This is a genomic window from Bacillus sp. MUM 13 (assembly GCF_001866725.1).
Taxonomy (GTDB): Bacteria; Bacillota; Bacilli; order Bacillales; family DSM-1321; genus Peribacillus.
Genome location: NZ_MLYQ01000029.1, coordinates 102,169 through 116,846 on the forward strand (window position 1 = coordinate 102,169; position 14,678 = coordinate 116,846).

At 41.3% G+C, this 14,678-nt stretch carries 15 protein-coding genes; 12 read left to right on the forward strand and 3 right to left on the reverse strand.

The genetic code is table 11. The features are described from left to right. The first annotated feature begins 47 nt into the window (after positions 1-47). From BIV59_RS09495 to BIV59_RS09505, 4 genes are all read left to right on the forward strand, one after another. A complete protein-coding gene (locus BIV59_RS09495; RefSeq protein WP_071351233.1) occupies positions 48-641 on the forward strand; it encodes a xanthine phosphoribosyltransferase in 594 nt (197 codons plus the stop codon). Next, entirely contained in the window at positions 638-1,948 is a 1,311-nt protein-coding gene (locus BIV59_RS09500; RefSeq protein WP_240501875.1) for a nucleobase:cation symporter-2 family protein, read from the forward strand. Before BIV59_RS09495 ends, BIV59_RS09500 begins: the two co-directional genes overlap by 4 nt. Before the next feature lie 159 nt (positions 1,949-2,107). Further along, a complete protein-coding gene (locus BIV59_RS23590) occupies positions 2,108-2,245 on the forward strand; it encodes a hypothetical protein (RefSeq protein WP_170846119.1) in 138 nt (45 codons plus the stop codon). Between the two features lie 120 nt (positions 2,246-2,365). Next, positions 2,366-3,139 (forward strand): SDR family NAD(P)-dependent oxidoreductase, encoded by a 774-nt coding sequence (locus tag BIV59_RS09505; protein ID WP_071351234.1) that lies wholly within the window; start codon positions 2,366-2,368, stop codon positions 3,137-3,139. Positions 3,140-3,352: 213 nt separating this feature from the next. On the opposite strand, the gene BIV59_RS09510 is transcribed toward BIV59_RS09505, so the two are convergent. After that, positions 3,353-3,817 carry a chemotaxis protein CheX gene (locus BIV59_RS09510; RefSeq protein ID WP_071351235.1) on the reverse strand — a complete coding sequence of 155 codons (465 nt, stop codon included), beginning with the start codon at positions 3,815-3,817 and terminating at the stop codon, positions 3,353-3,355. Positions 3,818-4,157: 340 nt separating this feature from the next. On the opposite strand from BIV59_RS09510, the gene BIV59_RS09515 reads away from it, so the two are divergent. The 5 genes from BIV59_RS09515 (at position 4,158) to BIV59_RS09535 (ending at position 11,161) form a co-directional block, all read left to right on the forward strand. Continuing rightward, positions 4,158-4,613 carry a GNAT family N-acetyltransferase gene (locus tag BIV59_RS09515; protein ID WP_071351236.1) on the forward strand — a complete coding sequence of 152 codons (456 nt, stop codon included), beginning with the start codon at positions 4,158-4,160 and terminating at the stop codon, positions 4,611-4,613. 745 nt (positions 4,614-5,358) lie between these two features. After that, positions 5,359-6,447 (forward strand): type III polyketide synthase, encoded by a 1,089-nt coding sequence (locus tag BIV59_RS09520; RefSeq protein WP_071351237.1) that lies wholly within the window; start codon positions 5,359-5,361, stop codon positions 6,445-6,447. Beyond that, complete coding sequence (locus BIV59_RS09525; RefSeq protein WP_071351238.1) at positions 6,447-6,983, forward strand: isoprenylcysteine carboxyl methyltransferase family protein; 537 nt, start codon at positions 6,447-6,449, stop codon at positions 6,981-6,983. Before BIV59_RS09520 ends, BIV59_RS09525 begins: the two co-directional genes overlap by 1 nt. 170 nt (positions 6,984-7,153) lie before the next feature. After that, positions 7,154-7,297 (forward strand): hypothetical protein, encoded by a 144-nt coding sequence (locus BIV59_RS23595; protein WP_170846120.1) that lies wholly within the window; start codon positions 7,154-7,156, stop codon positions 7,295-7,297. 177 nt (positions 7,298-7,474) lie between these two features. Beyond that, positions 7,475-11,161, forward strand: a complete 3,687-nt coding sequence (locus tag BIV59_RS09535) for a dynamin family protein (protein ID WP_071351240.1) — start codon at positions 7,475-7,477, stop codon at positions 11,159-11,161. Between the two features lie 441 nt (positions 11,162-11,602). Here BIV59_RS09535 and BIV59_RS24395 read toward each other — a convergent pair whose 3' ends face one another. Then, positions 11,603-11,758 carry an MJ0042-type zinc finger domain-containing protein gene (locus BIV59_RS24395; protein WP_139194341.1) on the reverse strand — a complete coding sequence of 52 codons (156 nt, stop codon included), beginning with the start codon at positions 11,756-11,758 and terminating at the stop codon, positions 11,603-11,605. 342 nt (positions 11,759-12,100) lie between these two features. Between BIV59_RS24395 and BIV59_RS09540 the strand changes: the two genes are divergently transcribed. Both BIV59_RS09540 and BIV59_RS09545 read left to right on the forward strand, forming a co-directional pair. Further along, complete coding sequence (locus BIV59_RS09540; RefSeq protein WP_346417324.1) at positions 12,101-12,922, forward strand: sulfurtransferase; 822 nt, start codon at positions 12,101-12,103, stop codon at positions 12,920-12,922. Positions 12,923-13,031: 109 nt separating this feature from the next. Continuing rightward, positions 13,032-13,889 carry a 5'-3' exonuclease gene (locus tag BIV59_RS09545; RefSeq protein WP_071351254.1) on the forward strand — a complete coding sequence of 286 codons (858 nt, stop codon included), beginning with the start codon at positions 13,032-13,034 and terminating at the stop codon, positions 13,887-13,889. A 187-nt stretch (positions 13,890-14,076) separates the two neighbouring features. Here the strand turns inward: BIV59_RS09545 and BIV59_RS23215 are convergent, their stop codons facing one another. After that, positions 14,077-14,211: a small, acid-soluble spore protein L gene (locus BIV59_RS23215; RefSeq protein WP_139194342.1), complete on the reverse strand. Its 135-nt coding sequence runs from the start codon at positions 14,209-14,211 to the stop codon at positions 14,077-14,079. A 99-nt stretch (positions 14,212-14,310) separates the two neighbouring features. On the opposite strand from BIV59_RS23215, the gene BIV59_RS09550 reads away from it, so the two are divergent. Continuing rightward, a complete protein-coding gene (locus BIV59_RS09550) occupies positions 14,311-14,607 on the forward strand; it encodes a DUF6123 family protein (protein WP_071351255.1) in 297 nt (98 codons plus the stop codon). The last annotated feature ends 71 nt before the right edge of the window (positions 14,608-14,678 follow it).

Consider the following 14,678-nt stretch of genomic DNA (forward strand, 5'->3'; position numbering starts at 1 on the left):
CTTTTTTGCTATTTGAGAAACAGAATTCATCATGGGAGGTTTTTTGCATGGAAGCATTAAGAAAGAAAATCGAAAATGAAGGACAGGCACTTTCTGAGAATATACTGAAGGTTGATTCTTTTTTAAATCATCAAATGGATCCTGTGCTGATGAAGGAAATTGGACAGGAATTTGCCAGCAGGTTTCATGGACATGAGATCACAAAGGTGCTGACAATCGAATCTTCTGGAATTGGCCCTGGACTTATGGCCGCTTTGGAGCTTGGCGTCCCTATGATCTTTGCCAGGAAAAGAAAGTCCCTTACATTGACGGATGATCTGATTACAGCCAGTGTGCATTCTTATACCAAAAATGAAACCAATGATATTACCGTATCTTCAAAGTATATAAAGAGAAATGACAAGGTGCTCATCATTGATGACTTCCTGGCAAACGGACAAGCCGCGCTTGGTTTGATCGAGGTTTGTGAGAAAGCTGGCGCGATCGTTGCCGGTATTGGAATTGTAATTGAAAAATCCTTTCAAGATGGCGGCAAGCATCTTAGAGAAGGAGGCTATCAAGTAGAATCACTGGCAAGGATCGCCCAATTAAATGTTGGGGAAATTTTATTTGAATCAGAAAAGGAGATGCATAAAGCATGATGAATCAAAAAATGAAAATCGCATCCCTTGGTCTTCAGCATGTTTTAGCGATGTATGCAGGAGCCGTAATCGTTCCCTTGATAGTAGGTGCAGCGCTAAAGCTTACGCCTGAGCAGCTCACATATCTTGTGTCAGTTGATATTATGATGTGCGGGGCAGCCACACTTCTTCAAGTCATAAAAAACCGGTTCTTTGGAATAGGCCTGCCAGTTGTTCTCGGCTGTACATTTACTGCGGTGGGGCCGATCATTGCTATAGGAGGACAGTATGGAATTAGTTCCGTCTATGGAGCCATCCTTGTTTCAGGAGCGTTTGTTTTTATAATAAGCAAATTTTTTGGAAAGCTTGCCAGATTCTTTCCGCCGGTCGTCACAGGTTCAGTCGTGACAATCATCGGCATCACCTTGATTCCTGTTGCGATGAATAATGCGGCTGGCGGACAGGGTGCTCCTGATTTTGGTGCACTTGATAATATTACCCTTGCTTTTTGCACTTTGCTTTTTATCATTATTCTCTACAAATTCTTCACAGGATTCATTCGGTCGATTTCCATTTTGCTTGGTCTTGCAGCAGGTACTATTGCAGCCTTCTTTATGGGGAAAGTGGACTTCTCAGCTATAGGACAAGCATCTATCCTGCACTATCCTAAGCCATTTTACTTTGGAATGCCCACTTTTGATGCAACAGCTATTCTGACAATGATTTTAGTTGCGCTGGTTAGCCTAGTGGAATCCACAGGCGTATATTATGCAGTAGGCGATATATGCGGGAGTCAGGTCAAACAAGAAGATTTGGCAAAAGGATACCGGGCAGAAGGCCTAGCGATCATGCTTGGGGGATTGTTCAACGCATTTCCTTATACGGCATATTCCCAAAATGTCGGATTGCTTCAGCTATCCGGTGTCCGAAGCAAAAATGTGATTTATACAATGGGAACAATGCTGATACTTATTGGCTTTGTACCGAAAATCGGAGCTCTGACCACCATCATCCCATCAGCAGTCCTGGGCGGTGCAATGATTGCCATGTTCGGAATGGTTGTAGCTTCTGGTATTAAAATGCTAAGTAAAATTGAATTTGCTTCACAGGAAAATCTATTGATTGTTGCATGTGCCATTGCTATGGGAATGGGTGTGACAGCTGTACCTGATTTATTCGCTAAGCTTCCAGAGAGCCTTAAAATCCTCACTGGCAACGGAATTGTTGCAGGAAGCCTGACTGCAATCTTCCTGAATATCATATTCAATATCGTTCCATCAAGGGTGAAATTGAAACAAATACAATTTGCAGAGCGCAAGGCTTCTTAATATCAGCTCTATTTTAAAAAGATTCCCGTCTAACTAGATTAGGCAGGGATTTTTTTATGCACAGTTTTCGGAAATCAGTAAAAAATTTACACAAAGTGGCAACGTCTATTAAAGTGCTGAATATAATAAAAGAATATCTAAGAAATGAGAGTGAAGAAAATGGAGAAAAAATACTGCAGGCACTGCAAAACGCTTTTGAACGATGAACAGTATTGCCATGTATGCGGCAAAGCAGATTTCCAGAAAATCATCATAGAAGTTCAAAATGGCTCCTCTTCTGCTAAGGAGATAGAATAGATAGGATAAAATCGGTGATTTCGTGTTAAATATGTCTTCTGGGTAATGTTTTGTGTACGTTATGGGGCTGTAAATGGTTAAATAGAGTATACACATTATTCCATAGGGAGGTTATTTAACATGCATGTTCCTTCATTTCGTTTAGATGGCAAAACGGCAGTTATTACAGGGGCCGGGAGAGGAATAGGAAAAGCCCTTGCAGCAGGATTTGCTCAGGCAGGTGCAGATGTAGCAATATTATCAAGAACGGAAGAAGACCTGTTAGATACAGCCGAATTAATCAGGCAAGCTGGAAGGAAGGCGATACCTGTTGTAACAGATGTCACAGACCGCGGACAGGTACAGCATGCCTTTGAAATAATATTGGAGTCAGTACCGAAGATAGATATACTTGTCAACAATGCAGGAATGAATATTCGTTCTAAAGCATTTGATGTAACAGATGATGAATGGCAGACGATCATGGACACAAACTTAAAATCTGCGTTCATGATGTCACAGGAAGCAGGCAAAATCATGAAACAGCAGGAAACCGGAGGAAGCATTCTCTCTATTGCTTCAGTAGGAGGCCATGTGGCATTGCGTACAGGCGTGGTTTATGCCGCAACTAAAGCAGCACTCATTCAAATGACAAAGGTGCTTGCCATGGAATGGGGAAGCGACCATATCCGTGTCAACAGCATAGGGCCATGGTATTTTAAAACACCCCTTACTGAAAAGCTGTTAAGCGATAAGCAGTATGTAGAGGAAATTCTAGCTGTAACACCATTAAAAAGGATTGGAGAGCTGCCGGAATTAATCGGGCCTGCCGTGTTTTTCTCCAGTGATGCAGCGAGCTATATTACGGGGCAGACATTATTTGTAGACGGCGGTATGACCATTCATGGTTTTTAACATATTATCTTTTAATAGAGACATAAAACAGAAGCTGCGCTGCTGCAGCTTCTGTTTTTATAGACTCTTAACGTTAGTATGATTAATGAGTTCTATAAGGCGATCTAATATTAAAACGGGTTGATTGGAGCATGAGGTGCAAGGCTCCTGGAGCGGATATCAGCCACATTGTGAACGGATTAAAGAGTGTCAGGCCAGCTTGCCGCGGATGCTTCAGGCTGTTTCTTCTGTTTCTATAATCAGCACAATGTCAAGGCTTCCTGTATGTTCAATACTGACAGGGAGAACAATTGCCTTTTCAAATCCATACATTTTTGTTGTCCCGATAAGGACTGTCGGAGGAGTAATATCCATTTCCATGCTGCTTGCTGCTGTATGTGTTGCTAAATTGCCCGCAATCATGTTGCCCAGCTCTGCGGAAAAGGATTCAAGCATTTCACCCTGAAGGGGCATGCCGAACATCAGCTCAGCTATTTTACTCATGATTTCCTCATTGGCTTCAATAATAAGTCTGCCTCGTACATCACCCGTCATTCCTATTAAAACACTTAAAGAAGCTTGTTCGAGCGGCTGTCTCAATAAAAAGGGATCTCCAAAAGAAATCCCTGCAGGAATCACCGATTTTACTGCTGAAATTGTCCCATTCAATACGCTTGCTGCATGTGCTGTAACTGCCATCGAAATTCCCCCATTTATATATATAAATAATAATAGCAAAAAATAGGGAGTTTGGTCCCGGAAAACCAAAATATTTTGGAAGAAAAATAAAAATATGGATTATGCCTTTAGGCTTTGGGCTGAAAGTCTTGTTCTTTCGTAACTTCAGAATACTTGGGAATGGCTCTTTTCTTAAGGAATGTTGCTTAGTATATAAAAGGTGAAAAATTATCTATAAAACCCAGGTGTAAATCCCCCCTCATAATCAAACGGGGAAGGTTTTTTAACAAAATAAAATAGATTTGAAAGGAAATAACTCCTCAGAAGTCGTATATACAATATTAAAAAAGGAGGGGTTAATTTGTACCAATATTACAATGGCTTAGTTATAAGAGAAGGTACCGAGGGAGTTCCTGCTGAATATGTTGAAGCTCTATTTGAAGATGCAGGTTGGGTAAGGAATACACCATCTTGGCAAAAAGAAAAGTTTTCACTTATTTTTAAAAACTCAACGTGGGCATTTACTGTTTGGGATAATAACAAGATGATTGGCATGGTTAGAGTAATATCAGATCAAATAATGGCCGCTAATATTATGGATTTGGTTGTCCATTCAGAATATCGCCGAAAAGGCATTGGCAAAAAACTAGTGAAACTCTGTGTTCAAAAACTTCCCCACGGTGACTGGTTTGCACATACATCAGCTAACAATTTCAGTTTCTATGACAAATGCGGTTTTGAAGTTAAGGACCTAACTCAAAATGGTACTTGTGCTTATTACGGATATATACAAGCAAGGAAAGAAGGACATAGGTAAATGTTTTCAGCATTAAATTACTATATTTTTCACACTAAAAATGAATGTTAAATTCTTTTTCATTCTAGTAACTTAGTGGAGATCTCTTCAGTGAGATATATGTCCATTACAATCAAGAGCAGCCATGACACAGATCTGATCGTTTGATATTCCCCTGTTGGTAGCAACACCTCCACGTTTTCGCGAATTTCTTTAAGCATTTTTGCGAAAACGGCACGTTCTTCTGGAAAAAGAGCTCTTTTATACCGTTAGATAGGGATATTTGTTCTTTATCTGATAAATCACTGAAACCTTGATAAACGTGCCTCCACACCTTCTAAACGCCTCCCAAATAGCATTATATCCTCTCATTTTATTTTGACCACTTTAGCTACAAACTTTACGAAAGGCTCTTTTCTTAAAGATTGTTGTTACTTAAATAGTTCTCGAGGCAATTCCATTGAAATAGCAGGTTGATTGGGGCATCCTGTAGCGGAAATCAACCCCTTGTTTCATAGCAACAAAGTTTACGAAAACAGCCTTACGAAAAGAGCCTTGCTTAAAGATTATTATTTTTAATGAGTTCTATAAGGCGATGCCGATGTTTAATAGGGTTGAATGGAGCTGGCATCCTGCAGCGGAAATCAGCCGCCTTGTTTTATTGCAGCGAACTTAACGAAAATAGCCTTGGAAGGAAATGTTTGAAGATGCACGAAAACGGCCATTATAATGGAAGCTTTAAAATAATGCATAAAGGTGTGGAATTATGCCATATATTCTCTCAAGCGCACACAGTAATCTTCCAAACAGCATTGCACAGGATACCGTCATTGACTTTTCACGCAGCATCTTTGGATCAGCATTTAAAGATATTGAGAGATTGCTGAAGGCATTCAAAAATGGAGAAATAGAAAACCGTTATTTTGCATGTGATTTAGATTGGTTCAATAGTGATCATACCTTTCAGGAAAAGAACGAGAAATATATTGAACTTGCTGCAGAATACGGAGCACAGGCTATTCAAAAGTGCCTGAACAATCCATTGTTTTTACGTGATGGGATTAATATAGAAGAAATTGATGCCTTTTTCTTTATATCCAGCACTGGCATTTCAACACCATCTGTAGATGCTATCATCATGAATATGCTTCCTTTTTCTCCTCACACAAAAAGAATCCCCATCTGGGGACTAGGCTGTGCTGGAGGAGCATCCGGCCTATCCAGGGCCTATGAATACTGCAAAGCTTTTCCTGAAGCAAAGGCATTGGTGCTGACAGTAGAGCTCTGCTCCCTGACTTTTCAAAAAAATGACGTTTCCAAAAGCAATTTGATCGGGACCTCTCTATTTGCAGATGGAACTGCATGTGCTTTGGTTTGCGGAGACGAATCAGGCGGGAGAGAGGTTTCCCTGCTTCAAGCGATCCCTGAGATCCTTGGCACACAATCGACTTTAATGCCGCAATCCTTGGATGTGATGGGCTGGGAAATGAAAAATGAGGGTCTTCACGTCGTTTTTTCAAGGGATATTCCTTCTATTATCCAAAACTGGCTAAAGCCTAATGTCGAAGAATTTTTATCCGGATCAAAAACAGAATTGCAGGATATCAGCCATTTTATTGCCCATCCGGGCGGTAAAAAAGTTATTTCAGCCTATAAAGAGTCATTGGATTTTACAGAAGAAATGACTGAAACCTCAATGGATATTTTAAAGAAGTTTGGAAATATGTCTTCCGCCACGATTCTTTACGTATTAGAAAGATTTATGGAAAAGCAGATTCCAAAAGGAGAGAATGGATTGGCAGCAGCACTTGGCCCTGGTTTTTCATCTGAACTTCTGCTTATGAGGTGGCAATGATGGTTTTTCTTATTTTTATCATTGTTGTCGGAGTGCAGAGGCTTGCGGAATTATTTATTGCCAAGCGCAATGAGCAATGGATGAAAAGCCGCGGAGGAGTTGAATTTGGTGCTTCCCACTATCCCTGGATGGTTGCCATGCACATAGGTTTTTTTGCAGCTCTTATATTGGAAAACGTTTTTTTACATAGAGGGGTATCGGAAGTGTGGCCATTATGGCTCGGCCTATTTTTCGCAGCCCAGGCAGGAAGGATTTGGGCTCTGTCTTCCCTCGGGAAATTCTGGAACACTAAAATCATTGTGCTTCCGAATGCCAGGGTAGTTGCCAGAGGGCCGTACAAATGGATCAAACACCCTAATTATGTGATTGTAGCGGCGGAAATCATCGTGATTTCTCTCTTGTTCAATGCCTATTTTACAGCCATTTTATTTACCGTACTGAATTATTTTATGATGAGGGTGCGGATTCCGCTGGAGGAAAACGCATTAAAGTCTTTAACAGAATATGAAGCTGTATTCAAAAGCCCCAATAGATAAAATCGATTCAGGGCGCTGCCCGCTGCGGGTAAAGAAGGATGAAACCGGAGAGAAAACAATTACCCTGAAACTTCTTGAAATTGATTTACTCCCGTGTTACACTTTAAATGAAGATGAAAATTATTCTCATTTAAACGTACAGTGTATCTTAAAAGGGATGGTGATTATGAATGATCTGGTTTTTCCTTCTATTGACTGTCATTACATATAGCATGGTTATGAAATATGTGCTCAAAAATATTCGGCATCAGGATAATATAATTGAACAAAACAGCAATGAAAATGAACAGTTTGCTGCAGCTGCAGCCAGGTGATAGCGCCTGGCTGTTTTTTTTGTTATGCAGGCAGGCTGCAAGATCAATCTTGCGTGACTGCATTTGTAAGCGTTAAACAAACGTTTTAAGCAACATGCAATTATAATATAGGAAAGATGTGTAAAATCGTTTACAATGTTAGTAAAAATAAAGATATTCAATTAAGGGGAATAGGTCATGACCGAAATATCGACGAAGATTAATGCTCCATTGCCGGTTTTGTCTGCACTATATGAAATGTTTGAAGAGGCAGGCGACTTTTCACAGGCTGAAAAAATGAAGCAGCTTTTGATTAAGATGTATAGTGGGGAATTTACGATTGCCTTTTGCGGCCACTTTTCTGCCGGAAAATCAACGATGATAAATTATCTCCTGAAGGATCAGATACTGCCTTCCAGCCCTATACCTACAAGTGCCAATACAGTTAAAGTCCAAAAAGGGGAGGCTTTTGCGCTTGTCCGCTTTAAAAATGAAGAGCCGGTCCTTTTTCCCGCTCCATATGACATTAAAACAATAAAAAATTATGCGAAAAATGGAGACAGCATCGAATCCATTACGATCAGTTCCCCAAGGTTCCCTCTTCCGGAAACCTGTGCCTTTATGGATACTCCGGGAATTGATTCTACCGATGATGCACATAGGGTTTCAACAGAATCTGCCCTGCATCTTGCTGATATGGTTTTTTATGTGATGGATTATAATCATGTCCAATCAGAAGTGAATTTCCTGTTCACCAAAGAATTAATTGATGGCGGAAAGCCTGTTTATCTGATCGTCAACCAAATCGATAAGCATGATGAAAAAGAGTTAAGCTTCAGCAGCTTTAAAAGCTCTGTTATCGAGGCATTTGCAAATTGGAATGTATATCCTGATGGTATTTTCTTTACTTCAGTCAGAGATATGGAAAACCCGGAAAATGAAATCGGGAAGATGCAGACTTTCTTATTTAAACAGGCCAAGAAAAACTCTAAAGGAGCACCTGCTAATATGCAGGCTGCCAAAAGGCTGATTGCACATCACCAAACATGGCTTAAAGAAAAGCTCGAGGCTGAACAGTCAGAAAGCCTTGCAAAGCTCGATGAACTGGATGAAGGAGCAAAGGAAAATCTCCTAAACCGCCTTACGGGTCTTTACAGAGAAATGGAAGAATTACACACTGAAAAGGAACAGCTGGAGAAATCCTTTTCAGACAGCCTGGATACCCTGCTGAATAATGCATATATCATGCCGTCCGGGACGAGGGAGCTTGCAGAGAAATACCTGGAATCATCCATGCCTGACTTCAAAATGGGCCTTTTGTTTTCTAAGAAAAAAACGGAGGCGGAAAGAGAACTTAGGCTTCAGCGTTTTCTTTCCGATTTAAAAGAGAAAACAAAAACCCAGCTGGAATGGCACTTGAAAGAGCTTGCCTCCAAAACACTAAGGGAAAATCATATTCATAATGGGGAACTTGAAGAGGCCGCCCAAAAAATCCATATTGATGTTACGGAGGATATGCTTGCTTCCTTGACCAAATCACAGGTACATATTACCGGGGAATATGTGCTGAATTATACAAGCGGGGTGGCAGCTGCCATAAAAAAAGAAGCTAAATACGGTGCAGATCAATTTATGGAGAAGCTGCTGGAGGTTACTGAAGAAAGGACTGCCGGAAGGACCAGGGAAATTGAAGCTGAACTGGAAAATCACAAAGATTTTGAGAAAGCCATCCAAAGTTCTTCAAGTATCAGCGCAAAGTTAGCAGAGCAGGAAGATGTGCTGACAGGCATACTTGATGGCAGAACAAAACCGGTTAATTCCGGCAGCCCGGAGCTTCTCGTGGAGGAATGGCTGAGGAAAGAGAAAGAGTCTATTAAAGTGAATAATGAGGGGAGCAGTGAAATAAAGCAGAACGTGATAACAGCGCCGCCGGCTGAGAACAAGAGGAGTGAACTCCAGCACCCGGTGCATCCAGCAGCGGGCATGAGCGGCAAGGAAAAACTGGAAAGCATGTCAAAGAAACTGAAAGCTGCAGCACAGTCCATCCAATCCTTAAAGGGCTTTCAATCGCTATATAGGGAGTTAACTGAAAAAGCCTCACGTATGGAGGCCCAAACGTTTACAGTGGCGCTTTTCGGGGCTTTCAGTGCAGGCAAGTCATCATTTGCCAATGCCTTGATGGGTGAAAGCATTTTGCCTGTATCTCCTAATCCGACAACTGCAGCCATCAGCAAAATCATGGCTTCTGATCATGAGCATAAGCATGGCACAGCCTCTGTCCGGCTTAAAACTCCTGTTATGCTTTTGGAGGATGTGAAGCTGGCATTAGCTGTTTTTAACCATTTTCCGAAAACACTCGAGGAAGCCTATCATTCTTCTAAAGAAATTGTGAGAGGTGCCGATCAGGCGGAAACGGGGAAAACGCAGCTGTCTTTCCTAAAGGCTTTTTGCGAAGGCTATCAGGAAAACAGGGAAGTGCTGGGACAGATTCTTTCAGTAGATCTTGCAGGTTTCAGGGAGTTTGCTGCAAGGGAGGAAAAGTCCTGCCTTGTTGACATGATAGAGCTTTACTATGACTGCGGGCTGACGAAGCAGGGAATCGTCCTTGTTGATACTCCCGGAGCTGATTCTATCAATGCCAGGCACACAGGAGCCGCTTTCGAATATATTAAAAATTCTGATGCGATATTATTTATCACCTATTATAATCATCCATTTTCCAAGGCTGACAGGGAATTTCTTATACAGCTGGGCCGCGTGAAAGAATCGTTTGCCATGGATAAGATGTTTTTTCTTGTTAATGCCGCAGATCTTGCTGCAGAAAAGGAAGAGCTGGAGGATGTTCTGGAATATGTACGCGGCGAGCTGAACGGATTTGGCATACGGTTTCCGAAGCTTATGCCTGTTTCAAGCAAAGGCGCCTTGAAAGAAAAACTGGGAAAAGAACCATTTTCTCATACATTTCTTCCAGACAGCGGGATCAAACATTTTCAGGCGCTATTTAATGATTTTATCGAAAATGAGCTGTCAGGACTCGCCATCGAATCAGCGAAAAATGCCTTGAAAAGGGCTGTTCTTCTTCTTCAGGAAGTAGTAAAAGCCTCGAAGCAGGACCACAATGCTAAAAAAGCTGCCGCCGATGCACTTGCTGGCCAATGGAAAGCAATAGACCGCTTATTCTTGGCCAGTCAGGGAGTGACAGAGACTGAAAAGCTGAGAAAGGAAATTGAAGAGCTTGTATATTACAGCAGGCAGCGCGTTTTCTTAAGATTCAGCAGTTTCTTCAAGGAGTCCTTTAATCCTGCTGTCATTAAAGATGATGGCCAGGATCATAAGCTGGTTTTAAAAAATGCCTTAAAGGGGCTGCTTAAAGATCTGGGATTTGATCTCGCCCAGGAAATGCGTGCAACGGCATTGCGGACTGAAAATTACATGGTGAAGCTGGTGAAAGAAAGGCAAATGTCACTGGAGCAGCAGCTTGAGAAAATACGTCCCGGTTTGCAGCTTCAGGCATATGAGCCGGCTAAACAGGCAACAGCTGAATTCTTGCCTGCCTTTTTGGATCTGGATGTGCAGCATTTTAAAAAAGAGCTTTCCCTCTTTAAAAATACAAAGTCCTTTTTTGAAAAAAATGAAAAAGTGAAGATGAATGACGCGCTCATGAAGGCATTGGATGCACCTTCTGAGGCATATGCAAAAGAACAATCTGAACGGATTTTCACTGAGTTTTCAAGGACTCTGAATACTGAACTTGAAGCACTATATATGGAGTGCCAAAAAGAACTAAAGGAAATATTTACGGGCTTGCTTGCTGCTTTGGAAGAAAAAGTAGATATCACTCAATACGAATCTAAGATTGAAAATCTTCAGAGTATGCTTTCTTAATGACTGTAAAAAAAATCAAGGAACGCAGAAAAGACAGTTATTAGATTTTAGCATTAAATAACGATGAATCTTTACTTTTTGATGGCTGCTGATACTGCAGCCATTTTTTTTGCAGCCTTAATGATAGATAAGGCTAAAAGAAGCTATTGAGTAAGACCCTATCCATAGATAGAAACAGCTTACAAAGTCACTTACGTTTTTAATGAAGGCTGTGTTCGCAAGCTTTGTTGCTATGGAACAAGGGGCTGATTTCCGCTTCAGGATGCTCGCTTCCCGCGCGGCAGGCGGTGAGCCTCCCCATCTGCGCTTGCGGGGTCTCACCTTCCCGTTAATCCCGCTTTAGTCCCGCACCTTACACTCTAATCAACCATGTTCAATAACGGGAACGCTTCAGAGAACATATTAAAAAACCACTATCTATAAGAAAAGAGCCCTTATTGTTTAATCCGTTTTTCTTATATTGTGATCAACATTGATCATTTCTTTGCATTTTGGGCACCTTATTCTATTACCTTTTAGTACATCCACCTTTTCAGGTGAAGGAAACCAAGTTTTGCATTCTGAACACTGAATCTCTAAAGTAGTTGAATTGGTCATGTTTTCACCCCTTTTTGTAAATTATTTAGCCATAAATAACCAGGGATAAACCAGCTTTTATAAGTATATAGAACCTCTGGCTTCGGTCTCGCCGGAATCTTTCAAGAGTTAATAAACCACAATCTTTAAGAAATGCGCCTAAAATAAAGGCAATCTCCTATGAAACAAAATGCCTGATAAAAAAGATCCATTGTGAAGAAGGAGAAACTGCTGATGATAGCCTTGTTTCATCAGGTGAATTTCCCAGTACGGCAATAACAGCAGGAAATGATCATGCTGATGTGGAAAGTTTCTAGGTACAAGAATATTTAGGAGGAGATCAAGCTGGGATATGTAATCAAAATAGCAGATGCGATTAAATTAATGGAGCAAAAACAAGCAAGATTTGCCGACTGCCGGTTTAAACTTGGCGACCCTGTATTTGGAATAGGGGAGTATAACAAAGATCATATACCGGGAGCTGTATACTTCGACCTTGAGCGGGATTTGTCTGGAGGAGTGAAGAAACATGGAGGAAGGCATCCCCTTCCAGATCCAATGGCAGTCAAGGATAAGCTTGAAGAGTACGGAATAAGCAATAGCACCCCTATCATTGCCTATGATTCTGGAGATGGCCAGTATGCAGCCCGTTTCGTTCATATCCTTTTATATTTAGGGCATAAGGAAGTATATCTGTTAAACGGAGGCTACCGGGAATGGAGAGCAAAAGGTCAGCCTGCAGAAACAGCCATCCCTGTTTACGGAAAATCTGTCTATAGTATTCATTTGAACCATGAAATTGCTGCAAGCTATGAAGAGGTAAAAGAGATAGCAGGGAAGGCAAGAGAGGATGTTATATTGCTTGATTCCCGTGAAGAAAGGCGTTTTTTAGGAAAAGAAGAGCCGATTGATACAAAAGCTGGAAGGATACCAGGAGCATTGAACGAAGTCTGGACACACTCCCTTGAAGACGGGAAATACCTTGATCCCGATAAACAGAAAGACAGGTTCCGGAGCTATGATCCCAATAAGCAAATTATTGTGTACTGCGGATCTGGTGTTACGGCTGCAGCCAATTTTATCGCTTTAAAGGAAGCAGGTTTTAAAAATGTGAAGATATATACCGGCAGCTACAGCGATTGGATATCTTATGAAGATAATCCAGTTGAATGCGGCAGCGAATAAGCGGATTGGCACTTAGTACTGCTTAAATACATACATGAATTATGGTATAATCATGATATAGTATTTAATTTTAGAGGTGATTTTTTTGGATACAAACAGCGTGAAACAGATGCCATCCTTTTTGCTGGTAGACGGGATGGCTCTTTTATTTAGAGCATTTTATGCCACTGCAGCTACAGGACAGTTTATGATTAATTCAAAGGGCATGCCGACTAATGCGGTTCAGGGTTTTTTAAAGCATATGCTTACAGCAGTCAACTACTTTTCTCCCACCCATATGGCTGTATGCTGGGACATGGGCAGCGCCACGTTCCGCAACGAGCTCTTTGAAGGATATAAAGCCAATCGCTCAAGCGCCCCTATTGAAATGGTTCCGCAGTTTGACCTCGTTAAGGAAGCTGTGGAAGCTTTTGATATTCCTAATATCGGGCTCCCGGGTTTTGAAGCGGATGATTGCATAGGAACCCTTGCCAAAGCATCCAGCACAGCTTCTTCCGTGTCCATTCTCACAGGAGATCAGGACATGCTTCAGCTGATTGAAAGTAATATCTCTGTCATTCTTTTAAAGAAGGGGTTTGGCAATTATGAAGTGCACAATCCTGATACCTTTTATGAATGGAAGGGAATTACTCCAAGGCAGATGATTGACTTAAAGGCGCTAATGGGAGATACAGCCGATAATTATCCGGGTGTGAAGGGCATTGGCGAAAAAACAGCATTAAAACTGCTGATCCAATTTGGAAGCATTGAAGGAATACTAGAAAACCTGGATTCCCTGACAAAAACACAGAAAGCCAAGATTGAAAGTGCGGTTGATATGCTTCATCTTTCAAGACAGCTTGCAGAAATCAAATGTGATGTCCCTGTTTCATGTTCATTGGAAGAAGCTGCCTTTCAATATGATAGGGAAAAAGTAAAATATATGGCCCAGCATCATGAATTTAAAGGACTTCACCGCCTCCTTTAATAAAACCGTTCCCTAAGGTACCGACCCCCGAAAGTCAGATTTTTCATTCTTACTTTTGGGGGCAGGCGCCATCAGGAACGGTTTATTTTAATCCTGCCAGTAATTGCAGTTTTCTTTCGCATATTTTCTGCGGAAGGCCCGGATTCGCTCTTTGTTGAGCCAGGCTGGTCATTGCAAAAATGATTGGCTATTTTTTATTTATTTTCTTTTGTGCCTGTTCTAGCTTTGACTTAGGGCTGTTATCCCTGCCATCTTCAATATTGTTTCCTTGCGGGCTGACACCGCTGAATGCTTTGGCACCGCGATTACTGTGTTTGCTCATCATTACACCTCCCAGCAATATGATTTCCATAACCCTTGCAGCTTATGTCGAATTACGGATAGTCAAATCAAAGGAAATAGGGTAATATGTAGGATGAAAATGGAAAGTCGCAGAGAGGATGAGCCTGTGGAAAAGTCAGTTGAAGAATATGTGAAATTTCTAGAAGCTAAAGGTTTTGCATTTGGCGAGGATGCAATCGGCTTTATTTACTTCGGCAAGCGGTATACCAATGCAGAAGATTTTCTGGTGAATGCAGCGATAGAAGTAACCCTGAAAGCCCAAAAAACATTCGATGGAAGTTTTTATATATCACTCCTGGAAAATCTGAAGCAGCAGAAAATACATAGTCGTGCAGCTGCAGAAAGTTATGCGAGAAAGTGCGGCCTGCTGGCCTGAAAAAATCCATATGCCCCGGGAAACAGCTAAGAATCTGCATAATTGGCAGACCATACAAAAAGCCGTACTTA

Bases quoted from the DNA above. Each gene is read 5' to 3' on its own strand.
- BIV59_RS09520 (WP_071351237.1), top strand. From the start codon at position 5,359: ATGCCATATATTCTCTCAAGCGCACACAGTAATCTTCCAAACAGCATT.
- BIV59_RS09500 (WP_240501875.1), top strand. From the start codon at position 638: ATGATGAATCAAAAAATGAAAATCGCATCCCTTGGTCTTCAGCATGTT.
- BIV59_RS09535 (WP_071351240.1), top strand. From the start codon at position 7,475: ATGACCGAAATATCGACGAAGATTAATGCTCCATTGCCGGTTTTGTCT.
- BIV59_RS09495 (WP_071351233.1), top strand. From the start codon at position 48: ATGGAAGCATTAAGAAAGAAAATCGAAAATGAAGGACAGGCACTTTCT.
- BIV59_RS23215 (WP_139194342.1), bottom strand. From the start codon at position 14,211: ATGAGCAAACACAGTAATCGCGGTGCCAAAGCATTCAGCGGTGTCAGC.
- BIV59_RS24395 (WP_139194341.1), bottom strand. From the start codon at position 11,758: ATGACCAATTCAACTACTTTAGAGATTCAGTGTTCAGAATGCAAAACT.
- BIV59_RS09505 (WP_071351234.1), top strand. From the start codon at position 2,366: ATGCATGTTCCTTCATTTCGTTTAGATGGCAAAACGGCAGTTATTACA.
- BIV59_RS09545 (WP_071351254.1), top strand. From the start codon at position 13,032: ATGCCATCCTTTTTGCTGGTAGACGGGATGGCTCTTTTATTTAGAGCA.
- BIV59_RS09550 (WP_071351255.1), top strand. From the start codon at position 14,311: ATGGAAAGTCGCAGAGAGGATGAGCCTGTGGAAAAGTCAGTTGAAGAA.
- BIV59_RS09510 (WP_071351235.1), bottom strand. From the start codon at position 3,817: ATGGCAGTTACAGCACATGCAGCAAGCGTATTGAATGGGACAATTTCA.
- BIV59_RS23590 (WP_170846119.1), top strand. From the start codon at position 2,108: ATGGAGAAAAAATACTGCAGGCACTGCAAAACGCTTTTGAACGATGAA.
- BIV59_RS09525 (WP_071351238.1), top strand. From the start codon at position 6,447: ATGGTTTTTCTTATTTTTATCATTGTTGTCGGAGTGCAGAGGCTTGCG.
- BIV59_RS23595 (WP_170846120.1), top strand. From the start codon at position 7,154: ATGATCTGGTTTTTCCTTCTATTGACTGTCATTACATATAGCATGGTT.